Origin of the sequence: Caulobacter sp. UNC279MFTsu5.1, assembly GCF_900114015.1 — a bacterium.
GTDB lineage: Bacteria > Pseudomonadota > Alphaproteobacteria > Caulobacterales > Caulobacteraceae > Caulobacter.
Map to the genome: position 1 here is coordinate 20,790 of NZ_FORN01000020.1, position 22,222 is coordinate 43,011.

A 22,222-nucleotide genomic window follows, 5' to 3' on the forward strand; every position below is an offset into this window, starting at 1 on the left:
CCGTTCGGGAGAGGGACACGCGCTTATCCTCCGATCAGTCTCAAGCGAGTTCCGCATGATCCCGTGGCAGCATCTCGACACCGCCCAGGTGCCCGGCGACGGTGAAGACCTGCGGCTGATGCGGCGCGGGGCCGAATATTCGATCATGACCGGCGGCATCGAGCTGATGAACAGCCGGCTCAGCGGCTCGGAAGAGGCCATGGCCGCCCTGGCCTTCGAGCGGGTCGGCGCGCGTCCCAAGGCGCGGGTGCTGATCGGCGGCCTGGGCATGGGCTTCACCCTGCGCGCCGCCCTCGCCGCTTTCGGCGCTGATGCGAGGATCGTCGTCGCCGAGCTCGTGCCTGGCGTCGTCGCCTGGGCGCGCGGACCGCTGGGCGAACTTCATGGCGCCAGCCTCGACGATCCCCGCGTCAGCATCCACCTGGGCGATGTCGGCGAGCCGATCCGCGCCGGCGACGCAGCCTTCGACGCCATCCTGCTGGACGTCGACAACGGTCCCGGCGGCCTCAGCCGCAAGGAAAACGACGGCCTCTACAGCCCGGCCGGCCTGGCCGCCGCCAAGCGCGCCTTGCGTTCGGGCGGCGTGCTGGAGGTCTGGTCCTCGACCCGCGACACCGCCTTCACCCAGCGCCTGAAACGCGCGGGATTCGCGGTGGAAGAGATCGGCGTCCGCGCCCACAAGGGACGCGGCGCGCGGCATGTGATCTGGATGGCGGTCAGGGGATAGAGCGGCTTGGAATGAGACGAGGAAAAGATTGCGCGCGCCTCTGTCCGCGGGCGAAGCTACTAGTTCCCGTAGTCGACCCACTCTTCTGGCTCAAAGCCGAGCGGGCCGCCACTGTCTTCTCGCCAAGCCCCTCCCTTGCGGGGCTCTGAGGTGTAGACTGTCTGATCCCAGTATCCGACAGCCACCTGCCCGCAGCCGTACAAGGTGATGCGGCGGGGCGCTTCCGACTTCGCTCGGCGTCCGGGGTGAGTGCGGGTCTTCGTCGTGAGCGCGCGTGCCCGGCGCGGGGATCGAGCGTCGTCCATCCCCGCGAACGCTGGAACGAACCTCAACCTTTCCAGCGCCCTGCAAGAAAAGCAGCGTCACAATCCCCGCCGCGTTCGGACCGCGCGCATAATCATAGCCGTCACCATCGCGGGGAGGGCTCTTGGTACCGGCCCAGGCAGGCGATGGGGATGGAACCGAGCGGGGCCGCCTGGGCCTGGCGATCGGACCGCGGCGGGCGGCGGGGCTCAGAAGGCTCCAAGGTCAGCCGGGAACGATGGCGGGACAGGCGGGTCGACGGGGCCGGGAGGTTCAAACCGGCCTGTTCCAGGATCAGTCGGAGTCGTCGACGGCCCCTTCCGGGCGACTTTGATCCTGCCCGCCAGAGGGGAAACGTCGACCGGGATGAAACAGGCCCTCAGTCGCCGTCCCTCCAGAAGAACGGTTTCGCGGAGCGGTCAGGTCTAGCCGAAACGCACACACAACACCCACGGTCATCCGGGCTCGGCCCGGACCGCTCCGCGCCTCCCCACTCCCCTCAGCGGCTTTCCGCGTGAGAACGAGAGACCATGTCCGTGAAAGCCCCCGGTCGCCTGCTCGCTTCGGCGTCCCCCGCCTCAGTCCCCCCGGTCGCCCTTCATCAGCCGCGCCTTGTCGCGCTGCCAGTCGCGGGCGGCTTCGGTTTCGCGCTTGTCGTGGTTCTTCTTGCCCTTGGCCAGGCCGATCTCCAGCTTGGCCAGGCCCTTTTCATTCCAGTAGAGCTTGAGCGGGATCAGGGTGCGGCCGTCGCGCTGGACCGCGCCGATCAGCTTGTCGATCTGCTTGCGGTGCAGCAGCAGCTTCCGGTGCCGACGGGGCTCGTGGTTGAAGCGATTGGCGTGGCCGTAGGGCGGGATGTCGGCGTTGATCAGCTTGATCTCGCGCCCTTCCACCGAGGCGTAGGACTCGGCGATGTTCGCCCGGCCCACGCGCAACGACTTCACCTCGGTGCCGGTCAGCATCAGCCCGGCCTCGACGGTCTCCTCGATGAAGTAGTCGTACCGCGCGCGGCGGTTCTCGGCGATCGGCTTGGTCATCAGACCAGACCCGCCTCGTGCATGGCCTCCAGGATCGCCGGCTTCACCGCCTCGCTGCACGGCGCGATCGGCAGGCGCACGTCGGCCTCGCACAGGCCAAGGTGGGCCATGGCGAACTTGGTCGGCGACGGCGAGGCGTCGAGGAACAACGCCTTGTGCAGCCGCACCAGGCGGTCCTGCCAGTAGCGCGCGGTCTCCCATTCGCCGTTCAGGCAGGCGTTGATGAAGGTGGCGCAGGCGTCGGGGGCGACGTTCGAGGTCACCGAGATCACGCCATGGCCGCCATGGGCCACGTAGCCGAGCGCGGTCGGGTCGTCGCCCGACAGCATCACCCAGTCGGGACCGCACGTCACCCGTTGCATGCTGGCCCGCACGAGGTCGCCGGTGGCGTCCTTGATGCCGATGATGTTGGGCAGCTTGGACAATCGCTCCAGCGTCTCGTTGGCGATGTCCGACCCCGTGCGCCCCGGCACGTTGTAGACCAGCACCGGCAGCTGCACGGCGTCATTGATCGCCTTGTAGTGCTGGTAGATCCCTTCCTGGCTGGGACGCACGTAGTAGGGCGAGACCACCAGGGCCGCGTCGGCGCCGACGGCCTTGGCGTGGGCGACCAGTTCGATCGCCTCGGCGGTCGAGTTGGAGCCGGCCCCGGCGATCACCGGCACGCGGCCGCGGGCGGTGTGCACGCACAGCTCGACGACGCGCTTGTGCTCGTCGTGGCTCAGAGTAGCGGTCTCGCCGGTGGTGCCGACCGGCACCAGGCCGTGCACGCCGCCGGCGATCTGGCGCTCGACCAGGGCCACAAAGGCTTTCTCGTCCACCGCGCCGTCGCGGAATGGCGTGACCAGCGCCGGAATGACGCCCTTGAACGGAGAATGAGCCATGACTTGCAATTTGCCGTGAGAAACGCGCCGCGACGGTTGCGGCCTGAGGATGGGGGCGGACAATATGTCCCGCTCCCCCTGTCCCGCAACCGGTCCGTGACGCTCTGCACCGATTTGGGGACGTTTCTGCAAGGGTCAATCCGCCGCGAAGCGGTCTATACGTGCCAATCAGGGTCGCAAGCGCCGCAAATCGGCCCCTCGACCATCCGAAAACGGCGAGAATACAGCCCTCCAGGGCCAGAGAATCGAAGGAGACGACGTTTTGGCGTCAGGGTTGGGTAAGGTGTTGCTGGGCGGATCCGCGGTGGTGGCGCTCTTTGGTGTGGCGCTTGCCCAGGATGACGTCGGCCTGCCCCGCGCTCCCCAACCCTATACGGGCGGCGCCACGCCGCCGGGCCTGATCACCACGCCGCCGACCGCGACCTACGCCACGCCCGCCGAGGCCGACGCCGCCAATCTGCGCATGGCGGTCACCAGTCGCGACCCCGCCACGATCCGCATGGCGATGTCGAGCATCCAGGACCCGCTCTCGCGCAAGATCGCCCTGTGGGCCCTGGTCGACGCCGGGGCCGAGAGCATGAGCTTCTTCGAGCTTGACCAGGCGCGCCGCGACCTGGCGGGCTGGCCGCGGGCCCAGCGCCGCGAGACCGCCGCCGAGAAGGCTCTCGTCACCTCCGGCCTGGACGCTCAGCGGATGATCGCCTGGTTCGGCGGCCGCGATCCGCAGACCGCCGAGGGCGCCATGGCCCTGGCCGCCGCCTACCAAGCCGCCGGGCGCACTAGCGACGCGGCCAACCTGATTCGCAGCTGGTGGCGCGACCAGGTGTTCGAACTCGACGCCCAGCGCGGCATGCTGGCCCGGTTCGGCACGCTGCTGACGGCGGACGACCACGTCCGCCGCGCCGACGTCCTGCTGTATGGACCACAAGGCCCCGCGGCGCGCGACATGATCGCCCTGCTGCCCTACGACCAGCAGGCGGCGGCCCAGGCGCGGATCGCCTTCCGTTCGAACGCCGGCAACGCCAACGACCTCTACGCCGCCCTGTCGCCGGCCCAGCAGGCCCTGCCGGGCGTGGTCTTCGAGCGCGCCGCCTATCTGCGCCGCAAGGGCCTCGACACCCTGGCCCTGCCGCTGGTCGGTCAGTTCCCCGCCCCGCCCCCCAGCGCCGACGCGGCGTCCGCCATCTGGCGCGAGCGCAAGCAACTGGTCGTGTCGGCCTTGAAGAGCGGCGACAGCGCCGGCGCCTACGCCGCCGCCAACGCCCACCTGAAGGACGGGGCCGATGCGGCCGAGAGCGAATTCTACGCCGGCTGGATCGCCCTGAGCCGCTTGAAGGACGCCGACCGCGCCGCCGACCACTTCGCTCGCATCGCCGAGATCGGCGCTTCGCCGATCACCCGCGGCCGCGCCCTCTACTGGCAGGGTCGCGCCGCCGAGGCCCAGGGCGACCGCATCGCCGCCCAGGCCTTCTATGCCGAAGGGGCGCGCTACATCACCACCTTCTACGGTCAGTTGGCCGCCGAGAAGGCCGGGATCAAGGAGATCCGCCTCGACAAGGATCCGACGATCACCCAGGCCGACCGCGCCCGCTTCGAGGGCCGCGAACTGGTTCGGGCTGTGCGCACCCTGATGGCGGCCGGCGCGCGCGACCAGGTCCGGATCTTCGTGCTGTTCATCGACGACCAACTGCCCTCCGCCGAGGAAGAGGCCCTGCTGGTCGACCTGGCCCGCAACTATGGCGACCCGGACCTGGCCATGCGCGCGGTCCGCACCGCCGCCCAGCGCGGCTTCACCCTGCCCGAGCGCGGCTATCCGCTGCTGGACCACCTGTTCACCCCGGGACCGGGCGCGGCCGAGACGGCCTTCGTCTATTCGATCTCGCGCCAGGAGAGCAATTTCGACCCCAACGCCCGCTCCGCCCCCGGCGCGCGCGGCATGATGCAACTGATGCCCGCCACCGCCGCCATCGTGGCGCGCCAGCTGGGCGAGAGCCACAGCGTCGATCGCCTGTCCGACCCCTTCTACAACATGCGCCTGGGCTCGACCTATCTGGGCAGCATGGTCAGCAACTTCAGCGGCTCGTACATCATGGCCGCCGCCGCCTACAACGCCGGCCCCGGTCGCCCGACCCAGTGGGTCACCCTATGCGGCGACCCGCGCGGCGCGACCACCGACCCGCTGGACTTCATCGAGTGCATTCCGTTCTCCGAGACCCGCAACTACGTGATGCGGACGATCGAGACGACCATGGTCTACCGCGCCCGCCTGAACGGCGGCGTGGCCCCGTTGACCTTGTCGAGCGACCTCAAGCGCGGGGGCTACGCCTATGCCGGGCCGGCTGGAACGGCGCCCCTGCCGCCGATCGGCGGAACCACCGCCTCGAGCGCGCCGCCGGCGATCCCACAGGGCGGCTATGTGCCGGGGACGCGTTAAACGCCCCTCTCTCCAGGGGAAAGGGTCTGGGCGCGTCTTGCCGCCACGACCAGTCCGGCGGGCGTTTCGATCAGCGCGCCGTCCAGCCGGAACACCTCGGCCAACACCGCCGGGGACAGCGCCTCGGCAGGCTCGCCCTCCGCCGCCATGCGGCCGCGGTTCAGCACCAGAACCCGGTCGCAGGATCGCGCCGCCAGGCCGAGGTCATGCAGGGTGACGACCACCGCCGCGCCGGCCGCCGCTTCGGCGCGCAGCAGGTCCAGCGTCAGCAGTTGGGCGTCGGGATCCAGGCCCGCCACCGGTTCGTCGGCGATCAGCAGCGGCGCGCGGGTCGCCAGCAATCTGGCCAGCAGCACCCGCGCCCGCTCGCCCCCCGACATGTCGAGCACGCCACGATCGGCGAGGTCGGCGACGCCCACCCGCTCCAGACGCTCGCGGGCGACAGCCAGCGCCTGGCTCGAGGGCAAGTCCGGCGCACCCAGGGCCGCGACTTCGAGAGCCGGCAGGTTCCAGGCGATGCGCCGCTCCTGCGGCAGGTAGCCGACCAGTCGAGCGCGTTCGACCGGGTTCAGGTCGCCGACCGGGTGTCCGGCCAGCCGCGCCTCGCCCGCTTCCAGCGGCATCAGCCCCAGCCCCGCCCGCAGCAGGCTGGTCTTGCCCGCGCCGTTGGGGCCGACCACGCCCAGCACCTCGCCGGGCGCGACGCTCAGGGACGCGCCGTCCAGCACCAGGGCCTTGCCGCGTCGGGCCCTGGCCGCCGTAAAGGCCCAGGCGGCCGTCACGACCGCCAGCTCCGCGCCGCGCGCCAGGCCAGCAGGGCAAAGACCGGCGCCCCGAACAGAGCGGTCACCACGCCCAGCTTCAGCTCCTGCTCGGTCGGGATCAAGCGGGCGGCCAGGTCGGCGGCGACCAGCAGAACCGCCCCGGCCAGGGCCGAAGGCCGCAGGAGCTTGCCCGGATCGTCGCGGACAGCGGCCCGCACCAGGTGCGGCGCGGCCAGGCCAACGAAACCGATCACGCCGGCCGCCGCGACCGAGGCCCCGGCCAGCAGGGCCGAGCCGGCCACCGCCGCCACCCGCAGCCGCGCCATCGGCAGGCCCGACATCTGGGCGGCCTCCTCGCCCAGGGTCAACATCCGCAGCCCCTTGGCCGCGTAAAGGCAGAGCCCCGCCCCGACGGTCATCGGCGCCAGCGCGCGCAGGATATCGGTGAAGTCGCGGTTCTCGACCGAGCCCATCAGCCAGGCTAGCACCTCGGCGATGGCCACCGGCGACGGCGACAGGTTGAAGACCAGGGCGGTCAGGGCGCCAGCGAAGGCCGACAGGGCCACCCCGAACAGGATCAGCACCTCGGGCTCGCGAAACCGCGCGGCCAGGCCGACGACCACGCCCCCGGCCGCCAACGCCCCGGCCAGGGCCGCCAGCTCGATGGCGCCCGGGAAGGCCGCCAGGCCGCCGGCGATCGCAAGCGACGCGCCCAGGCCCGCTGTGGCCGACACGCCCAGCACGCCAGGCTCGGCCAGGGGGTTGCGCAGCAGCCCCTGCATCGTCGCCCCCGCCAGGCCGAGGCCCGCTCCGACCAGGGCGGCCATCAGCACTCGCGGCAGCCTGATGGTCCACAGCACTTCGCCCGGCGGCGAGGAGGGGGTGGTCAGCGCCTGATGATACTGCGCCGCGCTCAGCGGGCTCTCGCCGAGGCTGACGGCGAAGACGGCCGCGACGGCCAGAACCAGCAGCAGCAACAGTTCCAGGCGACGCGAACTCATCGCGCCGCCTCCGCCAGAACTCGCGCTCCGTCGGCGGCGAACCAGGCCGAACAGCCCAGCATGGCGCCGGGCAGCGAGGCGACCACCCGGCCCCGCGTCGCCTGGCGCAGCGCTGCATGACGCCCCGGCCCCCAGCGGTCGGCTCCAGCCCGGGTCAGGTCGAAGAAGCCCAGCACCACCGCCCGAGGCGGGGTCAACACCAGACGCTCCAGCGGCGCGGGCGAGAAATAGGGTTGGGTCGAGGCGTTGGTGAAGCCCGCCGCCCGCAGCATGGCGTCGATCATCGTGTTGGGGCCGGCCGTGTAGCCGCCCGGCGTCAGGTAGAAGGCGGCCCTCTTCCGGCCCGCGCCGGCCGCTCTTTTCAGCTCGGCGTCCATGCGCGCCAGCAGGGTCTCGCCCTCGCGGCCACGGTCCAGGGCCTGGGCCACCTGGCGGACATTGGCGCGCACGCCGTCGAAGTCGGTGGCGTCACCAAGGCTGATCGTGCGCACGCCGCGCCGATCGAGAGCGGTCGTCAGTCGGGCGTCGCCGCCCCATTGGCGCACGACGACGTCGGGGCGCGCGCCCAGCACCGCTTCCAGCGTCGTCCGCCGCTTCGCCAGGCCGGCCGCCCTGGCGCGAAGGAAGGAATCCGGCGCGTCGGCGCGCGGCGAGACACCGACGATGGTCTCGCGCGCCGCCAGGGCCAGGACATATTGATCGGCGCAGGAGTCCAGCGACATCACCCGTCCCGGGCTCATTCGAGCGGCGGCGGGTCCCGCGACGGCCGCCAGGCCGGCGGCGAGGCCGGCGAGCAAGGCGGCGCGCATGGATGTCAGTCCGTGACTAGGCCGTGCAGCAGCCCGTCCAGCGTGACCTTCATCAGTTCCTCGCGCGGCGCCCAGTTGCGGTCGGGCATGGTGATCAGCAGGGCCACCAGGCCATGGCAGGCGGCCCACAGCACCTGCGCCGCGCTCTCACCCGACCCGGTGCGCAGGCGGCCGCTGGCGGCGATCTCGTGGATCGGGCCGCTGAACTCGGCGAAGCAGCGGTCGCCCAGTTCGGCGGTGGCGGCCTGTTTCTCCTTCGAGATGACGTCGCGCGACCCGCAGAACACCAGTTGATAGGTGTTGGGATTGTCGAGCGCGAACTTCATGTAGGCCTCGAGCATCAGCCGCACCCGCGCCACGGCGTCGATCGGCCTGTGCGCGATGTCGACGTTCACGGCCAGAAGCTGGCCGATCGCGTCGTCGCTGATCTCCAACAGGATCTGGTCCTTGTCACGGAAGTGCATGTAGAGGGCGGTGGAGGAAACTCCCACGGCGTCGGCGATCTTGCGGATCGTCGCCCCCGCGTAGCCTTCGGCGATGAAGATCCTCTCGGCGGCGGCCAGGATCTCTCCACGGCGCAGGTGGCCATCGCCCTTCGGCTTGCGGGCCGACTTGTGCGGCTTCTTCAGCGCGACCGTCACGATATGGCGTTCCCCTATCTCGTCCCCGAACCCGACACTAAACGGGAATCACCCAAACGTCGCAACTCCCGAGGATTTCCCCAAAACATGTGTTTTTCCGTTTGACACTCTAGGGTTGAAGATTCGCTATCTGCTCGCTGGATCCGATTGTGCGCGGCAGGGGGCGATGGCGCGAGAAGAAAGAGACCAGCAGCGACGCGCGTTCGGGACGCAGCCGGCGGACAAACCTTGGATCGAGGCCCCGGAGGATGAGCCGGCTGGGACAGCCGCGCCGTCGCCGGACGGCGCCCATCGACGTCTGTCGCGCGGCCAGATGGTCGGGCTGGCGGTTTTGTCGGTGCTGCTGCTGCTCCTGGCGACGTTCCAGACCCATGCGACACTGGAAGGTTTTCACCTGCTGTTCTTCGTCGGGTTCATGGGCCATTCGGCGGTCAAGCTGGTCGCGGCCTTCACCCCGCGCGCTCCGGCCATCGCCGCGCCGCTGCCCGACGAGGCCTTGCCCGCCTACACGATCATCGTTCCGCTCTATCGCGAGGCGGCGGTGGCGGCGGAACTGGTCGCCAATCTCGCGCGGCTGGATTATCCGCGTGACCGCCTGCAGGCGCTGATCGTCCTGGAATCCAACGACCCCGAAACCCAGGCCGCCTTCGGCGCCCTGGACCTTCCGGCCGGATTCCAGGTGCTGATCGCGCCGCCCGGCGCGCCCCAGACCAAGCCCCGCGCCTGCAACCTCGCCCTGGAGCGGGCGCAGGGCGAGCTGGTGGTCATCTACGACGCCGAAGACGCGCCGCATCCCGGCCAATTGCGCGAGGCCGCCGCGCGGTTCGCCCAGGCCGACGCGAGCCTGGCCTGCCTGCAGGCGCCCCTGCGGATCGAACCGGATCCACGATTCCTGCCCGACCAATTCGCCCTCGAATACGCCGTGCTGTTCGAGGTCTTGCTGCCGGCCCTGGCCCGATGGGGCCTACCCTTCCCGCTCGGCGGCACCAGCAACCATTTCCGCGCCGAGGCCCTGCGCGCCGTCGGCGGCTGGGATTCCTACAATGTCACCGAGGACGCCGACATCGGCTTTCGCCTGGCCGCCCAGGGACGCACGCTGGGTGTCATCACCCGCCCGACGTTCGAGACCTCGCCCGCCACCTTGAAGGTCTGGACGCCGCAGCGGGCGCGCTGGATCAAGGGGCACCTGCAGACCTTGGCCGTCCATGCGCGCGGCCCGGCCGTCGCCACCCCGCGAGGAGCCGTCGCGCTGGTCCTGACCCTGGCCCTGCCGGTCGTTTCGTCCCACCTGCACGGCCCGCTGTTCGTCTGGTTGCTGCTGCAATGGGGCGGATCGCTGCTGGATCTGTGCTCCGCCGTCCCGGCCATGGACTGGATGCTGGTGTTCTTCGGCTGGACCTGCGTCGCGATCGCCGGGGCCCAGGCCCAGCGGCGGGCTGGCCATCGCCTACGTTCCCTGCCCCTGCTGGGCGCGATCTTCTACTGGCCGCTCCAGAGCCTGGCCGCGGCCAAGGCCCTTCGCCAGTTCGTCGTCGCCCCGTTCCACTGGGACAAGACCCCGCATGCGCCCCGCGCCGCGCACCCTTCGCTGCCCCGCCTGCTGGCGCGGACTGGACGGCCCTTGCCCTGAGCGCGTATTGGCGGGGCATGGATCCGACCATCGCCGCCGCCCCTCTCGTCATGCGCACCACCGGCTGGGCCGACTACGCCCTGCTCGACAGCGGCCATGGCCGGAAGCTGGAGCGCTATGGCCGCTACACCGTGGTGCGCCCCGAGCCGCAATGCTTCTGGGCGCCGCGCCTTCCGGCCACGGCCTGGGATGCCGCCGACGCCGTGTTCGATCCGACGGACGAAGACGAAGCCGGCCGCTGGCGCTTCAAGGGCAAGCCGCTGGAGAGGTTCCCCCTGGCCTGGGGCGAGGCCAAGTTCCACGGCCAGTTCACCCCGTTCCGCCATCTGGCCTTCTTCCCCGAGCAGGCCGCCAACTGGGCCTGGCAGGACGCCCGGGTCCGCGCCATCTCGCAAGCCCCGGGAAGCCGCCAGCCCAAGGTGCTGAACCTGTTCGGCTATACGGGCGTGGCCAGCCTGGTCTGCGCCGCCGCCGGCGCGGCCGTCACCCATGTGGACGCCAGCAAGAAGTCGGTCGGCTTCGCCCGCGAGAACGCCGCCTTCGCCGGCCTGGCCGACAAGCCGATCCGCTGGATCGTCGAGGACGCCCGCCGCTTCGTGGCCCGCGAGGTGCGCCGCGGTTCGCAGTATGACGGGATCATCCTAGACCCGCCGAAGTTCGGGCGCGGGGCCGACGGCGAGGTCTGGCGGCTGTTCGAGGACCTGGCCGAACTGACCGCCAACTGCGCCCAGATCCTGGCTCCCGACGCCTCGTTCCTGCTGATGAACGCCTATGCCGCCCGGGTTTCCGGCGCGGCGATGTCGGGCCTGCTGGCCCAGGAGTTGAAGGGGCGCGGCGGGGTCATCGACTGGGGCGAGCTGTCGCTGGTCGAGGAAAAGGGCGACCGCCAGATCGGCCTGTCGTTCTTCGCGCGCTGGGCGTCGGAGGATTGATGACCATGAACGCCCCCAACCACGCCAAGATCGTCACCTCCCTGTCGAACGCCACCGTCAAAGCCGTCCGCGCCCTGCATATGCGCAAGGAGCGCGAGGAGAGCGGACTGTTCCTGGCCGAGGGGCTGAAGATCGTCATCGAGGCGATCGACTGCGGCCATGCGCCCAGGATCCTGATGTACGGCCGCGACGCCGCCGACCATCCGATGCTGCAGAAGGCCAGCCAGGCCTGCCTGAAGGCCGGCGGCGAGGTCATCGAGGTCAATCGCGAGATCCTCGAAAAGGTCTCTCGCCGCGATAATCCCCAGGCTGTGGTCGGCGTCTTCAAGCAGGTCTACGCGCCGCTGTCGGCCATCGTCCCCGAGAGCGCTCCCTGCTGGGTGGCCATGCAGGCCGTGCGTGACCCCGGCAACCTGGGCACCGTGATCCGCACCGCCGACGCGGCCGGCTGCGGCGGGGTGATCCTGGTTGGCGATTGCGTCGATCCCTATTCGGTCGAGGGCGTGCGGGCGACCATGGGCTCGATCTTCGCGGTCAAGATCGCCAAGGCCTCGGTGGCCGAGTTCCTGGCCTGGCGCGAGACCTGGCCGGGCAGCGTGGTCGGCACCCTGCTGACCGCCACGGTCGATCACAAGAGCGCCGACTATGTGAAGCCGTCGCTGATCCTGATGGGTAACGAACAGCAGGGCCTGCCGCCCGAACTGGCCGCCGCCTGCGACGTCAACGTCAAGATCCCGATGCGCGGCCGGGCCGACAGCCTGAACCTGTCGGTGGCCACGGGGATCATGATCTACACGGTGACGGGGTGACCCCGTCCTACTTGATCCGCGTCCACTTCTCGGTCTTGCACAGCGGGGCCACGATGCAGCCCTTCAGCTTCAGCTCGTTGGCCGAAAGCAGGATGATCGTCCCCGAATAGGTGCCCCCGTCGGCGGCGTTGTAGACCTTGCCGCCGGTCCACTTGGTCGGCCCGCCGGTGAAATCATACAGCATCTGCATGTTCTTCAGTGGCCGGTTGCGCAGGGACGCGTCCTTGTTCTTCTGGTCCTTGACCGTCGGATCGCTCTTGATGTGATCTGAGTTGACCAGCTTGCCGCACAGGCTGTTGCCGCAACGGCTGATCTCGACCTGGCCGCCGTTGGTCTGGGTCTGCCACAGGCCCGTGACGTCTTGGGCGAAGGCCGGGGCCGATACGGAAAGGGCGAGCGCGGCGGCGAGGATCGGCAGTTTCATGGAGTCGTCTCCCGGAGTTGTCGCCCCTTTCTAACGCGCGTTCGGCTGAACCGGCCATGAATTGATGGCCAAGTTCGAACAAGACTCGCCCGAACTAGACCGCGCGCCGCCTCGGGCCCGGACTGGAGCAGGTGGTGTAGCCGGTCGCGGTCAGCCGGCCGGCGGTCATGCCCAGCCGGTCGGGCAGATCGCGGATGTGCGAAGCCCGCGTGGCCTCGACCGCCGCCAAGGCCACGCTGCCGCAGGCATAGGCGTCCTGCGCCGCGTCATGGTGCTTGAAGTCGACGCCCAGGAAGTCGCAAACCGCGTCCAGCTTGGCCGATGACAGCTGCGGCCAGGTGTTCTTGGCCACCTGCACCGTGCAGATATAGTCGAAGCACGGGAACGGCAGGCTGTAGAGCTCGCAGGTCCGGCGCATCACGCTGATGTCGAACGCGACGTTGTGGGCGATCACCGTCGCCCGCTCGAGCCGGTCGCGAAGCCGCGACAGCACGGCCGGAAATTCGTCGGCGTCCTCGACGTCGGCCGGCCGGATGCCGTGGACGGCGATGTTCCAGCCCGAGAACCGCATGTCGATCGGCCGGATGTAATGGTGCTCCACCTCGGTGATCCGGCCGTCCTCGATCCAGGCCAGGCCGATGGCGCAGGGGTTGGAGCGCTGCTCGTTGGCCGTCTCGAAGTCGATGGCGACGACGGGCATCTCAGCCGCTCACCATGGCCAGCCACTCGTCCTCGGTCATCACCTGGATCCCAAGCTCGGTCGCGGTCTTCAGCTTCGAACCCGCGCCGGGGCCGGCGACCACCAGGTCGGTCTTCTTGGACACCGACGAGGCGACCTTGGCCCCCAGCCCCTCGGCCTGGGCCTTGGCCTCGTCGCGGGTCATCTTCTCCAGCGAGCCGGTGAAGACGATGGTCTTGCCGGCCACGGCGGTGTCGGTCTTGGGCTTGGCGACCGGCTGGATGTCCAGCTCGGCGATCAGGTTGGCCACTTTCTCGCGATTGTGCTCCTCGGCGAAGAAGCGGGCGATCGACTGGGCCGCGACCGGGCCGATCCCGTCGATGGCCGCCAGCTGCAGGTAGTCTTCGCCCGGCGCGCCCTGTCCCGCCTCGGCCAGAGCTTGGGCGAAGCCGTTCCAGTCGCCGTAGCGTTCGGCCAGGGCGGTCCGGGCCGGCTTGTTCAGCTTGGGCACGGCGTGGCCAATCTTGACTTCCAGGCTGTCGGCCTCGGGCCACGGATCGGCCTTCAGACCGCCCTTGCCCGCCTCGACCAGCTCGTCACGCGCCTTGGGACCAACGCCGGCCGCTCCCGACAGCTCCAGATAGACCGCGCCCGGCAGCTGCCCCGCCGCCCGCTCGGCGGCCGCCTGCAGGTCCTCGAAACGGTCGAAATTGCGAGCCAGCACGGTCGAGGTGGTCTCGCCGATGTCGCGCATGCCCAGGCCGTAGATCACCCGGTCGAGACCGATGGTCCGCCGCGCCTCGATCCCCTTGACCAGGTTGGCCACCGAGGTCTCCCCATAGCCGTCGCGTTCGCGCAGCTGCGCCAGCTTTTCCTCGTCGCGGGCCAGCTTGAAGATGTCGGCCGGCTCCCGGATCCAGCCGGCCTCGAAGAAGGCCGCCAGCTGCTTCTCGCCCAAGCCCTCGATGTCGAAGGCCCGGCGGGAGACGAAATGGCGCAGGTGCTCGATGCGCTGGAACGGACAGGCGAACTCGCCGCTGCACCGGCGCACCACGGTCTCGGCGCCCGAAGCCGTGGTCTCCTTGACGATCGGCGTGTGCAGCGGGCACGGGCAATGGGTCGGGAATTCGAACGGGATGGAGTCCTCGGGACGCTCCTCCGCCACGGAACCGACGATCTGCGGGATCACGTCGCCGGCCCGTTGCAGAATCACCGTGTCGCCGACCCGGACGTCCTTGCGGGCGATCTCGTCGGCGTTGTGCAGGGTGGCGTTGGTCACCGAAACCCCGCCGACGGTCACCGGCTTGAGTCGGGCCACCGGGGTGATCGCCCCGGTGCGGCCCACCTGCAGGTCGATGGCCTCCAGGATGGTGCGGGCCTGCTGGGCGGGGAACTTGCGGGCGATGGCCCAGCGGGGCGAGCGCGAGACGAAGCCCAGGCGGCGCTGCTGCTCCAGGTCGTCGACCTTGTAGACCACGCCGTCGATGTCGAACGGCAGCTTGGGCCGCAGGACTTCGAACTCGGCATAGGCGTCCAGCAGGCCTTGGGCGTCCTGGACACGTCGGGCCGGCGGGGCGGTGGTGACAAAGCCCCAGTCGTGAAGTTTTTCGAGCGCCTCCCACTGACCGGCCGCGAACGACTCGCTGACCAGGCCCCAGGCATAGGCGAAGAACCGCAGCGGCCGCTGGGCGCTGATCTTCGGATCGATCTGGCGCAGCGAGCCGGCGGCGAAGTTGCGGGGATTGGCGTAGGTGCGCTGGCCGGCCTCAAGCGCGGCGGCGTTGAAGGCGGCGAAGGCCTCCAGCTCGACATAGACCTCGCCGCGGATCTCGATCACGTCGGGCCAGCCCGAACCCTTCAGGCGGTGCGGGATGTCGGCGAGGGTCCGCAGGTTGGCTGTGACGTCCTCGCCCACCTTGCCGTCGCCGCGGGTCGCACCCTGGACCAGCACGCCCTTCTCGTAGCGCAGCGAGGCCGACAGGCCGTCGATCTTCGGCTCGGCGGTATAGGACACCGGCTCGCTGGTCAGGCGCAGGAAGCGGCGGATGCGGGCGTCGAACTCGGTCGCCTCGTCGTTGGAGAAGGCGTTGTCGAGGCTCAACATCGGCACGCCGTGCTCGACCGGCGAGAACTGCTCGGCCCGCGCCGCCCCGACCCGCATCGACGGCGAGTTCTCGCGGATCAGCTCGGGAAACCGAGCCTCGATGTCGAGGTTGCGGCGCTTGAGGGCGTCGTACTCGGCGTCGCTGATCGTCGGCGCGTCCTGCTGGTGGTAGCGCAGGTCATGCGCCGCCAGTTCGTCGGCCAGCCAGGCCAGCTCGGCGTCGGCTTGGTCCTTGGTGAGGTCGGCGACGGCGATCTGGGACACGGGCGAATCCGGCGGCTGAAGACTGGCGGCAGACTAGCCAAGGGCGGCGGTTCCGGCGATCCCCCGCGTCCCGGTTCGCCCGCCTCAATTCAGCGCCGCCTGCCCCAGTTCGGTCACGCCGGACAGCAACCCCGCCATCATCAGGCCGATCAGCCCGCCCAGCAGGACGATCAGCGCTGGTCCCAACAGCCGCGCGGCGGCCTCGATGTCGCGCACCGCCCCCTCTTCCTCCAGCTTGCCGGAGCGCTGCAGCATCCGCCCCAGGGCGCCCGTCGATTCTCCCACCGAGACCAGTCGCACGATGGTCGGCGGAAAGCTCTTCACGGCCTGCAGGGCCTGCGACAGGGACACGCCCTGGCGCACCTGCTGCAGCACGGCCTGCAGGCGCGTGCTGGCCAGATCGGAACGCACGCCGCGAATGGCCAGCCTCAGGGCCTCGCTCATCGGCGCGCCCGCCGCCAGCATGGCGCCCAGCGAAATCGCGAAGCCGCCGAACGCCAGAGCGCAGGTCGTACGCCGCCAGGGCCCGGTGAGCCACAAGCGGTCGAGCGGACCGCGCAGCAAGCCGGCCCGGCCAAGGCCCGCCACCAGGATGACCGCCGCGCCCAGGCCGCCGGCCAGCACCAGGCCGTGCTCGCGCAGCAGGCGGCTGGCCGCCAGCAGGCCCGACAGGATCGGCGCGCTCCCCTCTCCGCCCTCGCTGACCAGCGGCTCCAGCGAGGGCACGACGGCCAGCAGGATCACGCCGGCCGCCGCCAGGGTGCTGATCAGCACGAACAGCGGATAGGCCAGGGCGGCGACCAGTTGCTGGCGCAGCTTGATGGCCGCCTCGAGCATTTCGCCGGCCCGGCGCAGCGCTTGCGGCAAGTCGCCCGCCGCCTCGCCCGCGGCGACCAGGGCGGCCACAAAGGCGTGGCGCGACGCCAGGGTGCGGGCGAAGGCCACGTCCAGCGCCTCGCCGCCGCTGATGTCCTGCAACAGCCGGCGGCAGGCATTGGCGACCCGCGAGCCCTGGGCGCGCGACAGCAGCACGTTCAGCGCCGAGCGCATGTCCGCCCCGGCGCTCAGCAGATCGGCCAGGCTGAGCAGGATCTCAGCGCTTTCGCGGTCCCGGAGGCCATGGTCGACGGCGCGAGCCTGGTTCCGCACCGGCTGCAGCTTGAGCGGCGACAGGCCCTGGCGGCGCAAGCGCTCGAAGGCGGCCTGCTCGCTCGGCCCCGGAACCTGGCCGCGGACGCGCTTGCCGTCGGCCCCGAGCGCGACATAGGCGAAGCTTTGGATCTCAGTCATGGACCGCGCCCATCACTTCCTCCAGCGTGGTCTCGCCGCGCAGGGCCTTGTCCAGACCGTCGGCCGCCATGCTCGCCAAGCCCAGTTCGTGGGCCAGACGGGCGATCTCGGCCGCGGGCCGGCGATCGGCGACCGCCCTGAGGAGAGCGTCGTTGGTCAGGAAGGCCTCGGCGATCGGCACGCGTCCGCGAAAGCCGACGCCCTTGCAGGCCGGGCAGCCCTGGGCCTGGAAGGTGCGCATCGGCGCGGGCAGGCCCTGGTCGGCGACAAAGGCCAGTTCGGCCTCTGTCGGCGTCCCGCCCTGCCGGCAATGCGGACAGAGCCGCCGCACCAGCCGCTGCGCCACCGCCCCTCGAAACGCCGCCGCCAGTTGGTAGGGCTCCACCCCCATGTCCAGCAGGCGCGGCACCACGGCCAGGGCGTCGTTGGCGTGGATCGAGGCCAGCACCAGGTGACCGGTCATGGCCGCCTGGATGGCCACGGCCGCCGTCTCCGGATCGCGGATTTCGCCGACCAGGATGACGTCGGGATCCTGGCGCAGGAACGAGCGCAGGGCCGCGGCGAAGGTCAGGCCCAGTTGCGGTGCGACCTGGGTCTGGGAAACGTGCTCGAAGTGATACTCGACGGGATCCTCGACGCTCAGCACCTTCTTAGGCGAACCGGTGAAGGTCTCCAGAAGCGCGTAGAGTGTGGTGGTCTTGCCGCTGCCGGTGGGGCCGGTGACCAGGAAGATGCCGTGCGGCGTGCCCCCGGCCTTGCGCAACACCTGGGTAACGCTTTCGACCAGACCAAGACCTCCCAGGTCGAGGGGCACGGCGCTGCGATCGAGAATCCGCAGCACCGCAGCCTCGCCAAACACCGTCGGGGAGGTGGCGACGCGAACGTCGACCGACTTGCCGCCGATCACGAACGAGGTGCGGCCGTCCTGTGGCAGGCGCCGCTCGCCCAGATTGAGGTTGGCGATCACCTTGATCCGGGACACCGCCGGCGCGGCGAGATCGGCGGCCACGACCCGGTGGTCGATCATTCGGCCGTCGACCCGCAGACGCACGCGCAGGTCATGACGACGCGGCTCGAAATGGATGTCGGAGGCCCCCAAGGCGATCGCCTCCTCGAACGCCTCGGCCACCAGGCGCGCGCCGCCGCCCTCGACGGCCCCGTCCGACACCTGATCGATCTCGCGGGCCAGGCGGCGCTCGTCGATCGCCTCGGATGGCGCTGCCGCCTCGGGACCGTAGCGCTCGTCGAACGCGCGACGCCACTCGCCCGGACGGGCGGCCAGGACGCTGACTGTACGGTTGGTGGCGAAGACCAGACCCGCCAGCGCCTCATCGTCCAACGGATCGCAGGCCGCGCAGACCAGGGCGTCTCCTATCTCGTCAAGCGGCAACAAACGGGCCCGGCGCAGGAAATCGGCGGTGACGCCGAGGCCCGGGATCTCGACGACGGCCGGCCGCAGGCGCGGCTCCCAGATCTCGCAACCGGTCGCCTCGGCGTAGGCCTCCGCCAAGGCCTCGTCCGACAGCACGCCCAGTTGGTTGAGCACCTGTTCGACCGGCTGGCCGGTGCGCACGGCGACCAGCTCGGCGCGGGCGATGGCCGAGCCCTCGACCAGACCGCGCTCGACCAGAGTCTCAACCAGGCGAGCGCGGGCCGCCAGGCGCGCGGGTCCGCGGGCGGCCGTCATGGCATCAGGTCCCCGAACAGGCCCGCCTGCAGCGCCAGACCGACCACCCAGCCGCTGGCCGCCAGGACCGGGCCAAAGGCGATCCTGCCGTCGGCCGGCTTGACCAGACGCACCTGCACCAGCCCTGTGAGCCCCGCCAAGGCCATGGCCCAGGGGGTCGCCGCCCCCAGCCACAGCGCCAGGGCCGCCGCCAGCTTGACGTCGCCCAGGCCCAGGCCCGGATCGCCTCGCCGGGCCGTGAAACCGCGACGCAGCAGAAACAGGGCACCACCGGTCAGGGTCGCCGCAGCAAGACCAGCCAACAGGGCCGCCGGGCCTCGCGCCAGCGCAAGACCAAGGCCGAGGATGGCCGCCGCCGCGCTGGCCAGATCCGGCAGCCGGCGGCTGGCGGTGTCGGCGACGGCGGCGGCGATCAACACCAGACCCAAAGCGGCGGCGGCCAGGGCCGGCGCGGTCGGCAGAAGCGCGACGCTGGCCATCGCCAAGCCCGCGCCAAGCACCTCGCCGGCAAAATGCCCAGGATGGATCGGCGCGCGGCAGTCGTCGCAGGCGCCGCCCAGGCTGACGAAGGAGATGATCGGAACTGTAGCCCCAAACCCCAGCGGCGCGGCGCAGGCGTCGCAACGCGAGCGCCCGCTCAGCGCCTGCTCGCCGCGCGCCCAGCGCAGACCGGCCGTGGCGGCGAAGCTGCCGACGACCGCGCCGAACGGCAGGGCGGCGATGAGCGCGGCGGCGTTCATTTGGGCGCGACCAGATCGCGCTTGGTCCCCGTTCCGCCGACCTTGCGGTCGGCGCCCAGGCTGACGACCTCGAAGGTCTGGTCGTCGGCGACCTGATAGAGGATCGCGCCGTTCCACGGGTCCTTCAGGGCGCTGGCCGATTTGAGATACGGGCCGGTCCAGCCTTCGGCCTCGGCGGGTTCGTCGACCAGGGCCCTCAGGCCTTCGGCGGCGGTCGGATAGCGGCCGACGTCGGAATGGAACATCTCGACGGCGGCGGCCACCGACTCCAGTTGAAGCTGGGCCGACTTGACGCGCGCGCGACCCAGTTGCCCCATCAGGCTGGGGGTCAGCACCGCCGCGATCAGGCCGATGATCGCGATGACCACCAGCATCTCAGTCAGGGTGTAACCGGCGTCCCGCCCGGGGCCCCCGCGCCGTCGGCCTGAGCCTCGATGGTCTTGTCGCATGTCACGCCCTTCCCTGCGCTTCGTCCGAAGCGCCGCCATATCATCGCGCTGGGGCTTTGCGCCCGCCCGATCAATCTCACAATCCGCTCGTCCGTCCAGCCGTCTTGCGTACTGGCCCGCACCCGCCAGATCTGCCCCGTCCGCGCGCCGCCCGGTTCCTGGTCCGGTTCGCGGGTCGCGCCCAAGCGGACGACCTGCGACCTTCCCCATGGCGAAATGGCGCTGGCCGCGCAGGCCCGCCAAGCGCCCCCGCGATCTGCCGCGACAATCCCATCTGGGGTCGCGCTCGCCGCCTCCATCCCCGCCAGTCGCAGCCGCGCCTCACCCGGATCGACCGCGCCAAGCGCGGCCAGCGTCTTGTCGTCGAGCCCCCCCGCCGCGGCCAGGGCCAGCTTGGGCGCCTCAGGCTCAGCCAACAGGGCGACGCCTTGCGGATCGAGTCCGCCGACGCTCCAGGCCAGTCGCCCCGAACCGGAGCTGTCCAACAGTCGCGCCACCGCCAGGACATGAGCCCCCGACAGAGCGTATTCAGCCTGGCTGCGCCGGTAGTCGGCCCGAGCCAGCTTCAGGATCGCGACCCCGCGCATCACCAAGGCCGCCGCCAAGATGGCGATGGCCAGGCTGACCGCCAGGGCCGCGGCGGTAGCGTAACCCGCGTCGCCATGATCCTCAGTGCGGCAGCAGGCCACGGCTCTCGATCTCGCGCATGTCGGCCAGCAGGTCGCGGGTCATCAGGCTGGACGCGGCCGGATCACGCATGATCCTGACGGTCAGCAGGACCACGAGCTCGGTGCGCGAGCCCTCCTTCGACTTGGACTTGAAGAGATTGCCCAGCAGCTTGACGTCCTTGAGGCCCGGCACGCCGCTGTTGGAGTCGGTGGTGCGATGACTGATCAGGCCGCCCAGGGCGACGACGGCTCCGTCCTGCAAGACCAGGGTGCTGGCGAGCTTGCGCTGCTGGATGGTCGGCGAGTCGATGCCGGAGGTCACGGTCTTGGCCACCCCGCTGACCTCCTGGGCGATATCAACCACCACCTTGTCCTCGCCGCTGATGCGCGGCGTGACTTCAAGGATCACACCGGTGTCGCGGTATTCCACCGTATTGACGATGGCCGGCGAGGAGGTGGTGGTGTCGGTGGCCGTCTGGGTGACGATCGGCACTTGGTCCCCGATCTGCAGTCGCGCCTTGTGATTGTCCAAGGTGATCAGCTTGGGCGCGGAGACCACGTCTATGGCGGTGCGAGAGCCCAGCGCGTTGATCGCCGCATCGATGTCGCCTCCCAGATAGGTAATTGAAAAGCCCGGAAATTTTGGACCAATCACCCCATTGTCGGTATAGACCGAATTGCCCGCCAGCTTGCCGCTGTCGCCCACCGCCGACCAGTCGACGCCGAACCGGAAATCATTGGTCAGGCTGACCTCGATGATCGAGGCCTCGATCATCACCTGGCTGGGCGGGCGATCGATCTCGGCCAGGGTCTGCTGGAGGCTCATCCAGCGCGCGGCCGGCGCGCGGATGATCAAGGTGTTGCTGTCCCGATCGACGCCGATGCGCACCCCGTCCTCGAGCTTCTGCTCATCGAGGCTCCCGGTGTCGCCTTCACCGCCGCTTCGCGCCCCGCCGCTGTCCTTGGTCGAGGCGGCGGAGTCGCTCTGGGAGGTCTCACGGCCGGATGATTGGCGATCGCCATATCCGCCGCCGCTGTCCCCGCCCGTCGACAGAACCTGTGAGAGGGTGCGGGCCAGGGAAGCGGCCGAAGCGCTGCGCGGTCGATAGACATAGAGCTGGGTGGAAAGATCGCGCGAGGGCGTGTCGAGCCGGCTAATCCAGCCGGCGACCTCGTTCATCGCCGTCTCGGTGCGAGCTGAAACGATCAATCCGTTCAGCCGGCTCAGCGACGAGACGGACACGCCCTGGACCCCAGCCGTCGACAGGATCTTGGCCAGGTCCGCCGCGACCGTGCCGGCCGCGGCCTGGTGCAGGTCGAACCAGCGGATGCGCGCGCCTTCAAAGACGTTGCGATCCAAAATCTTGATGGTTTCAAGAAGCGACTGCAGTTCCGAACCCGATCCGCCCAGCACGATCAGGCCGAGCTTGTCGTTGGAATAGAGCACCGCCTTGGAGCCGGTCATGGCCTCCAGCGCCTTGGCTACTTCGGTGGGCGTCGAGAAGGACAAGGGGACGGCGACGACGTCGTAGCCACCTCGACGCCCGCTGGCGATCGATCCCGGGTCACGCAGCGCGGCCGACGAACGCGCCTTGTCGCGCGGCGCCAGCACCAGGCTGTCGCCTTGGCGCAACAGAGCCACCTCGTTGACCGCCAGGGCCGCCTCGAAGGCCTCAAGCAATTGGGCGCGGGTCAGCCGTCGGTCGATCCGGAACGACACCTTGCCGGTGACCCCAGGGTCGATGGTGTAGGGCACGCCCAAGGCGTTGCCGAGAATCTCCTCGGCGACCTGGGCGATGTCCGCGTCGCGAAAGGCGAAGGTGAAGGACTCGGGCCGCTCGGCCTGCGCAGCCGGGGCGGCGGCCAATGCTGGGGTCATCCCAGGCGAAAGGGTCAGGCTAGCCCCGCTAAGGATCAGACAGAGCGCACGCTTGAGTGTCATGGGA

General features: G+C 70.2%; 20 protein-coding genes. 5 read left to right on the top strand and 15 right to left on the bottom strand.

The window, feature by feature from the left end:
- Nucleotides 1-55: 55 nt before the first annotated feature.
- Nucleotides 56-727, top strand: a complete 672-nt coding sequence (locus BM066_RS12920) for a spermidine synthase (protein WP_089928524.1) — start codon at nt 56-58, stop codon at nt 725-727.
- Nucleotides 728-1,608: 881 nt separating this feature from the next.
- On the opposite strand, the gene smpB is transcribed toward BM066_RS12920, so the two are convergent.
- The gene (smpB, locus tag BM066_RS12925; RefSeq protein WP_056759915.1) at nt 1,609-2,067 is read right to left on the bottom strand and encodes an SsrA-binding protein SmpB; all 459 of its coding nucleotides are present in this window, start codon (nt 2,065-2,067) and stop codon (nt 1,609-1,611) included.
- Nucleotides 2,067-2,951 (bottom strand): 4-hydroxy-tetrahydrodipicolinate synthase, encoded by an 885-nt coding sequence (dapA, locus tag BM066_RS12930; protein WP_089928528.1) that lies wholly within the window; start codon nt 2,949-2,951, stop codon nt 2,067-2,069. The genes smpB and dapA overlap by 1 nt, the downstream gene beginning before the upstream one ends.
- A gap of 262 nt (nt 2,952-3,213) precedes the next feature.
- Here dapA and BM066_RS12935 point away from each other — a divergent pair, with 262 nt between their 5' ends.
- Entirely contained in the window at nt 3,214-5,385 is a 2,172-nt protein-coding gene (locus tag BM066_RS12935) for a lytic transglycosylase domain-containing protein (protein ID WP_089928530.1), read from the top strand.
- Here BM066_RS12935 and BM066_RS12940 read toward each other — a convergent pair.
- From BM066_RS12940 to BM066_RS12955, 4 genes are read right to left on the bottom strand one after another with little or no spacing between them, the layout of a single operon-like run.
- Nucleotides 5,382-6,167 carry an ABC transporter ATP-binding protein gene (locus BM066_RS12940; protein ID WP_089928533.1) on the bottom strand — a complete coding sequence of 262 codons (786 nt, stop codon included), beginning with the start codon at nt 6,165-6,167 and terminating at the stop codon, nt 5,382-5,384. The two genes, BM066_RS12935 and BM066_RS12940, sit on opposite strands and share 4 nt — an antisense overlap.
- Nucleotides 6,164-7,204 (bottom strand): FecCD family ABC transporter permease, encoded by a 1,041-nt coding sequence (locus BM066_RS12945; RefSeq protein WP_089928535.1) that lies wholly within the window; start codon nt 7,202-7,204, stop codon nt 6,164-6,166. Before BM066_RS12945 ends, BM066_RS12940 begins: the two co-directional genes overlap by 4 nt.
- On the bottom strand, nt 7,147-7,959 hold the full coding sequence (locus BM066_RS12950; protein WP_089928538.1) for an ABC transporter substrate-binding protein: 813 nt from the start codon (nt 7,957-7,959) through the stop codon (nt 7,147-7,149). The genes BM066_RS12945 and BM066_RS12950 overlap by 58 nt, the downstream gene beginning before the upstream one ends.
- A 5-nt stretch (nt 7,960-7,964) precedes the next feature.
- Nucleotides 7,965-8,600: a TetR/AcrR family transcriptional regulator gene (locus tag BM066_RS12955; protein WP_089928540.1), complete on the bottom strand. Its 636-nt coding sequence runs from the start codon at nt 8,598-8,600 to the stop codon at nt 7,965-7,967.
- Between the two features lie 337 nt (nt 8,601-8,937).
- Between BM066_RS12955 and BM066_RS12960 the strand changes: the two genes are divergently transcribed.
- From BM066_RS12960 to BM066_RS12970, 3 genes are read left to right on the top strand one after another with little or no spacing between them, the layout of a single operon-like run.
- Nucleotides 8,938-10,230 (top strand): glycosyltransferase, encoded by a 1,293-nt coding sequence (locus BM066_RS12960; RefSeq protein ID WP_255367575.1) that lies wholly within the window; start codon nt 8,938-8,940, stop codon nt 10,228-10,230.
- Between the two features lie 17 nt (nt 10,231-10,247).
- On the top strand, nt 10,248-11,162 hold the full coding sequence (locus BM066_RS12965) for an RsmD family RNA methyltransferase (RefSeq protein ID WP_089928549.1): 915 nt from the start codon (nt 10,248-10,250) through the stop codon (nt 11,160-11,162).
- 5 nt (nt 11,163-11,167) lie between these two features.
- A complete protein-coding gene (locus BM066_RS12970) occupies nt 11,168-11,971 on the top strand; it encodes a TrmH family RNA methyltransferase (RefSeq protein WP_089928629.1) in 804 nt (267 codons plus the stop codon).
- Nucleotides 11,972-11,978: 7 nt separating this feature from the next.
- Here BM066_RS12970 and BM066_RS12975 read toward each other — a convergent pair whose 3' ends face one another.
- The 9 genes from BM066_RS12975 to gspD all read right to left on the bottom strand — a co-directional run bounded on the left by BM066_RS12975 (nt 11,979) and on the right by gspD (nt 22,218).
- On the bottom strand, nt 11,979-12,395 hold the full coding sequence (locus tag BM066_RS12975; RefSeq protein WP_089928551.1) for a DUF2147 domain-containing protein: 417 nt from the start codon (nt 12,393-12,395) through the stop codon (nt 11,979-11,981).
- Nucleotides 12,396-12,489: 94 nt separating this feature from the next.
- Nucleotides 12,490-13,095 (bottom strand): 3'-5' exonuclease, encoded by a 606-nt coding sequence (locus BM066_RS12980; RefSeq protein ID WP_089928555.1) that lies wholly within the window; start codon nt 13,093-13,095, stop codon nt 12,490-12,492.
- A gap of 1 nt (nt 13,096) precedes the next feature.
- On the bottom strand, nt 13,097-15,442 hold the full coding sequence (gene ligA, locus BM066_RS12985) for an NAD-dependent DNA ligase LigA (protein WP_089928557.1): 2,346 nt from the start codon (nt 15,440-15,442) through the stop codon (nt 13,097-13,099).
- An 84-nt stretch (nt 15,443-15,526) separates the two neighbouring features.
- Nucleotides 15,527-16,732, bottom strand: coding sequence for a type II secretion system F family protein (locus BM066_RS12990; RefSeq protein ID WP_089928559.1), 1,206 nt, complete (start codon nt 16,730-16,732; stop codon nt 15,527-15,529).
- The gene (locus tag BM066_RS12995; RefSeq protein ID WP_089928562.1) at nt 16,725-18,419 is read right to left on the bottom strand and encodes a GspE/PulE family protein; all 1,695 of its coding nucleotides are present in this window, start codon (nt 18,417-18,419) and stop codon (nt 16,725-16,727) included. The genes BM066_RS12990 and BM066_RS12995 overlap by 8 nt, the downstream gene beginning before the upstream one ends.
- Nucleotides 18,416-19,159: a prepilin peptidase gene (locus BM066_RS13000; protein WP_089928564.1), complete on the bottom strand. Its 744-nt coding sequence runs from the start codon at nt 19,157-19,159 to the stop codon at nt 18,416-18,418. The genes BM066_RS12995 and BM066_RS13000 overlap by 4 nt, the downstream gene beginning before the upstream one ends.
- On the bottom strand, nt 19,156-19,533 hold the full coding sequence (gspG, locus tag BM066_RS13005) for a type II secretion system major pseudopilin GspG (protein WP_255367576.1): 378 nt from the start codon (nt 19,531-19,533) through the stop codon (nt 19,156-19,158). Before gspG ends, BM066_RS13000 begins: the two co-directional genes overlap by 4 nt.
- Before the next feature lie 5 nt (nt 19,534-19,538).
- Nucleotides 19,539-20,213 carry a hypothetical protein gene (locus tag BM066_RS13010; RefSeq protein WP_255367577.1) on the bottom strand — a complete coding sequence of 225 codons (675 nt, stop codon included), beginning with the start codon at nt 20,211-20,213 and terminating at the stop codon, nt 19,539-19,541.
- Nucleotides 20,214-20,277: 64 nt separating this feature from the next.
- Complete coding sequence (gene gspD / locus BM066_RS13015; RefSeq protein ID WP_177218452.1) at nt 20,278-22,218, bottom strand: type II secretion system secretin GspD; 1,941 nt, start codon at nt 22,216-22,218, stop codon at nt 20,278-20,280.
- Nucleotides 22,219-22,222 lie beyond the last annotated feature (4 nt).

What these genes read in the sequence shown, in the direction of transcription:
- gspD (WP_177218452.1), bottom strand. Translation starts at nt 22,218, where the DNA reads ATGACACTCAAGCGTGCGCTCTGTCTGATCCTTAGCGGGGCTAGCCTG.
- BM066_RS12995 (WP_089928562.1), bottom strand. Translation starts at nt 18,419, where the DNA reads ATGACGGCCGCCCGCGGACCCGCGCGCCTGGCGGCCCGCGCTCGCCTG.
- BM066_RS12975 (WP_089928551.1), bottom strand. Translation starts at nt 12,395, where the DNA reads ATGAAACTGCCGATCCTCGCCGCCGCGCTCGCCCTTTCCGTATCGGCC.
- BM066_RS12990 (WP_089928559.1), bottom strand. Translation starts at nt 16,732, where the DNA reads ATGACTGAGATCCAAAGCTTCGCCTATGTCGCGCTCGGGGCCGACGGC.
- BM066_RS12965 (WP_089928549.1), top strand. Translation starts at nt 10,248, where the DNA reads ATGGATCCGACCATCGCCGCCGCCCCTCTCGTCATGCGCACCACCGGC.
- gspG (WP_255367576.1), bottom strand. Translation starts at nt 19,533, where the DNA reads ATGCTGGTGGTCATCGCGATCATCGGCCTGATCGCGGCGGTGCTGACC.
- dapA (WP_089928528.1), bottom strand. Translation starts at nt 2,951, where the DNA reads ATGGCTCATTCTCCGTTCAAGGGCGTCATTCCGGCGCTGGTCACGCCA.
- BM066_RS12920 (WP_089928524.1), top strand. Translation starts at nt 56, where the DNA reads ATGATCCCGTGGCAGCATCTCGACACCGCCCAGGTGCCCGGCGACGGT.
- smpB (WP_056759915.1), bottom strand. Translation starts at nt 2,067, where the DNA reads ATGACCAAGCCGATCGCCGAGAACCGCCGCGCGCGGTACGACTACTTC.
- BM066_RS13000 (WP_089928564.1), bottom strand. Translation starts at nt 19,159, where the DNA reads ATGAACGCCGCCGCGCTCATCGCCGCCCTGCCGTTCGGCGCGGTCGTC.
- BM066_RS12950 (WP_089928538.1), bottom strand. Translation starts at nt 7,959, where the DNA reads ATGCGCGCCGCCTTGCTCGCCGGCCTCGCCGCCGGCCTGGCGGCCGTC.
- BM066_RS12980 (WP_089928555.1), bottom strand. Translation starts at nt 13,095, where the DNA reads ATGCCCGTCGTCGCCATCGACTTCGAGACGGCCAACGAGCAGCGCTCC.
- BM066_RS12970 (WP_089928629.1), top strand. Translation starts at nt 11,168, where the DNA reads ATGAACGCCCCCAACCACGCCAAGATCGTCACCTCCCTGTCGAACGCC.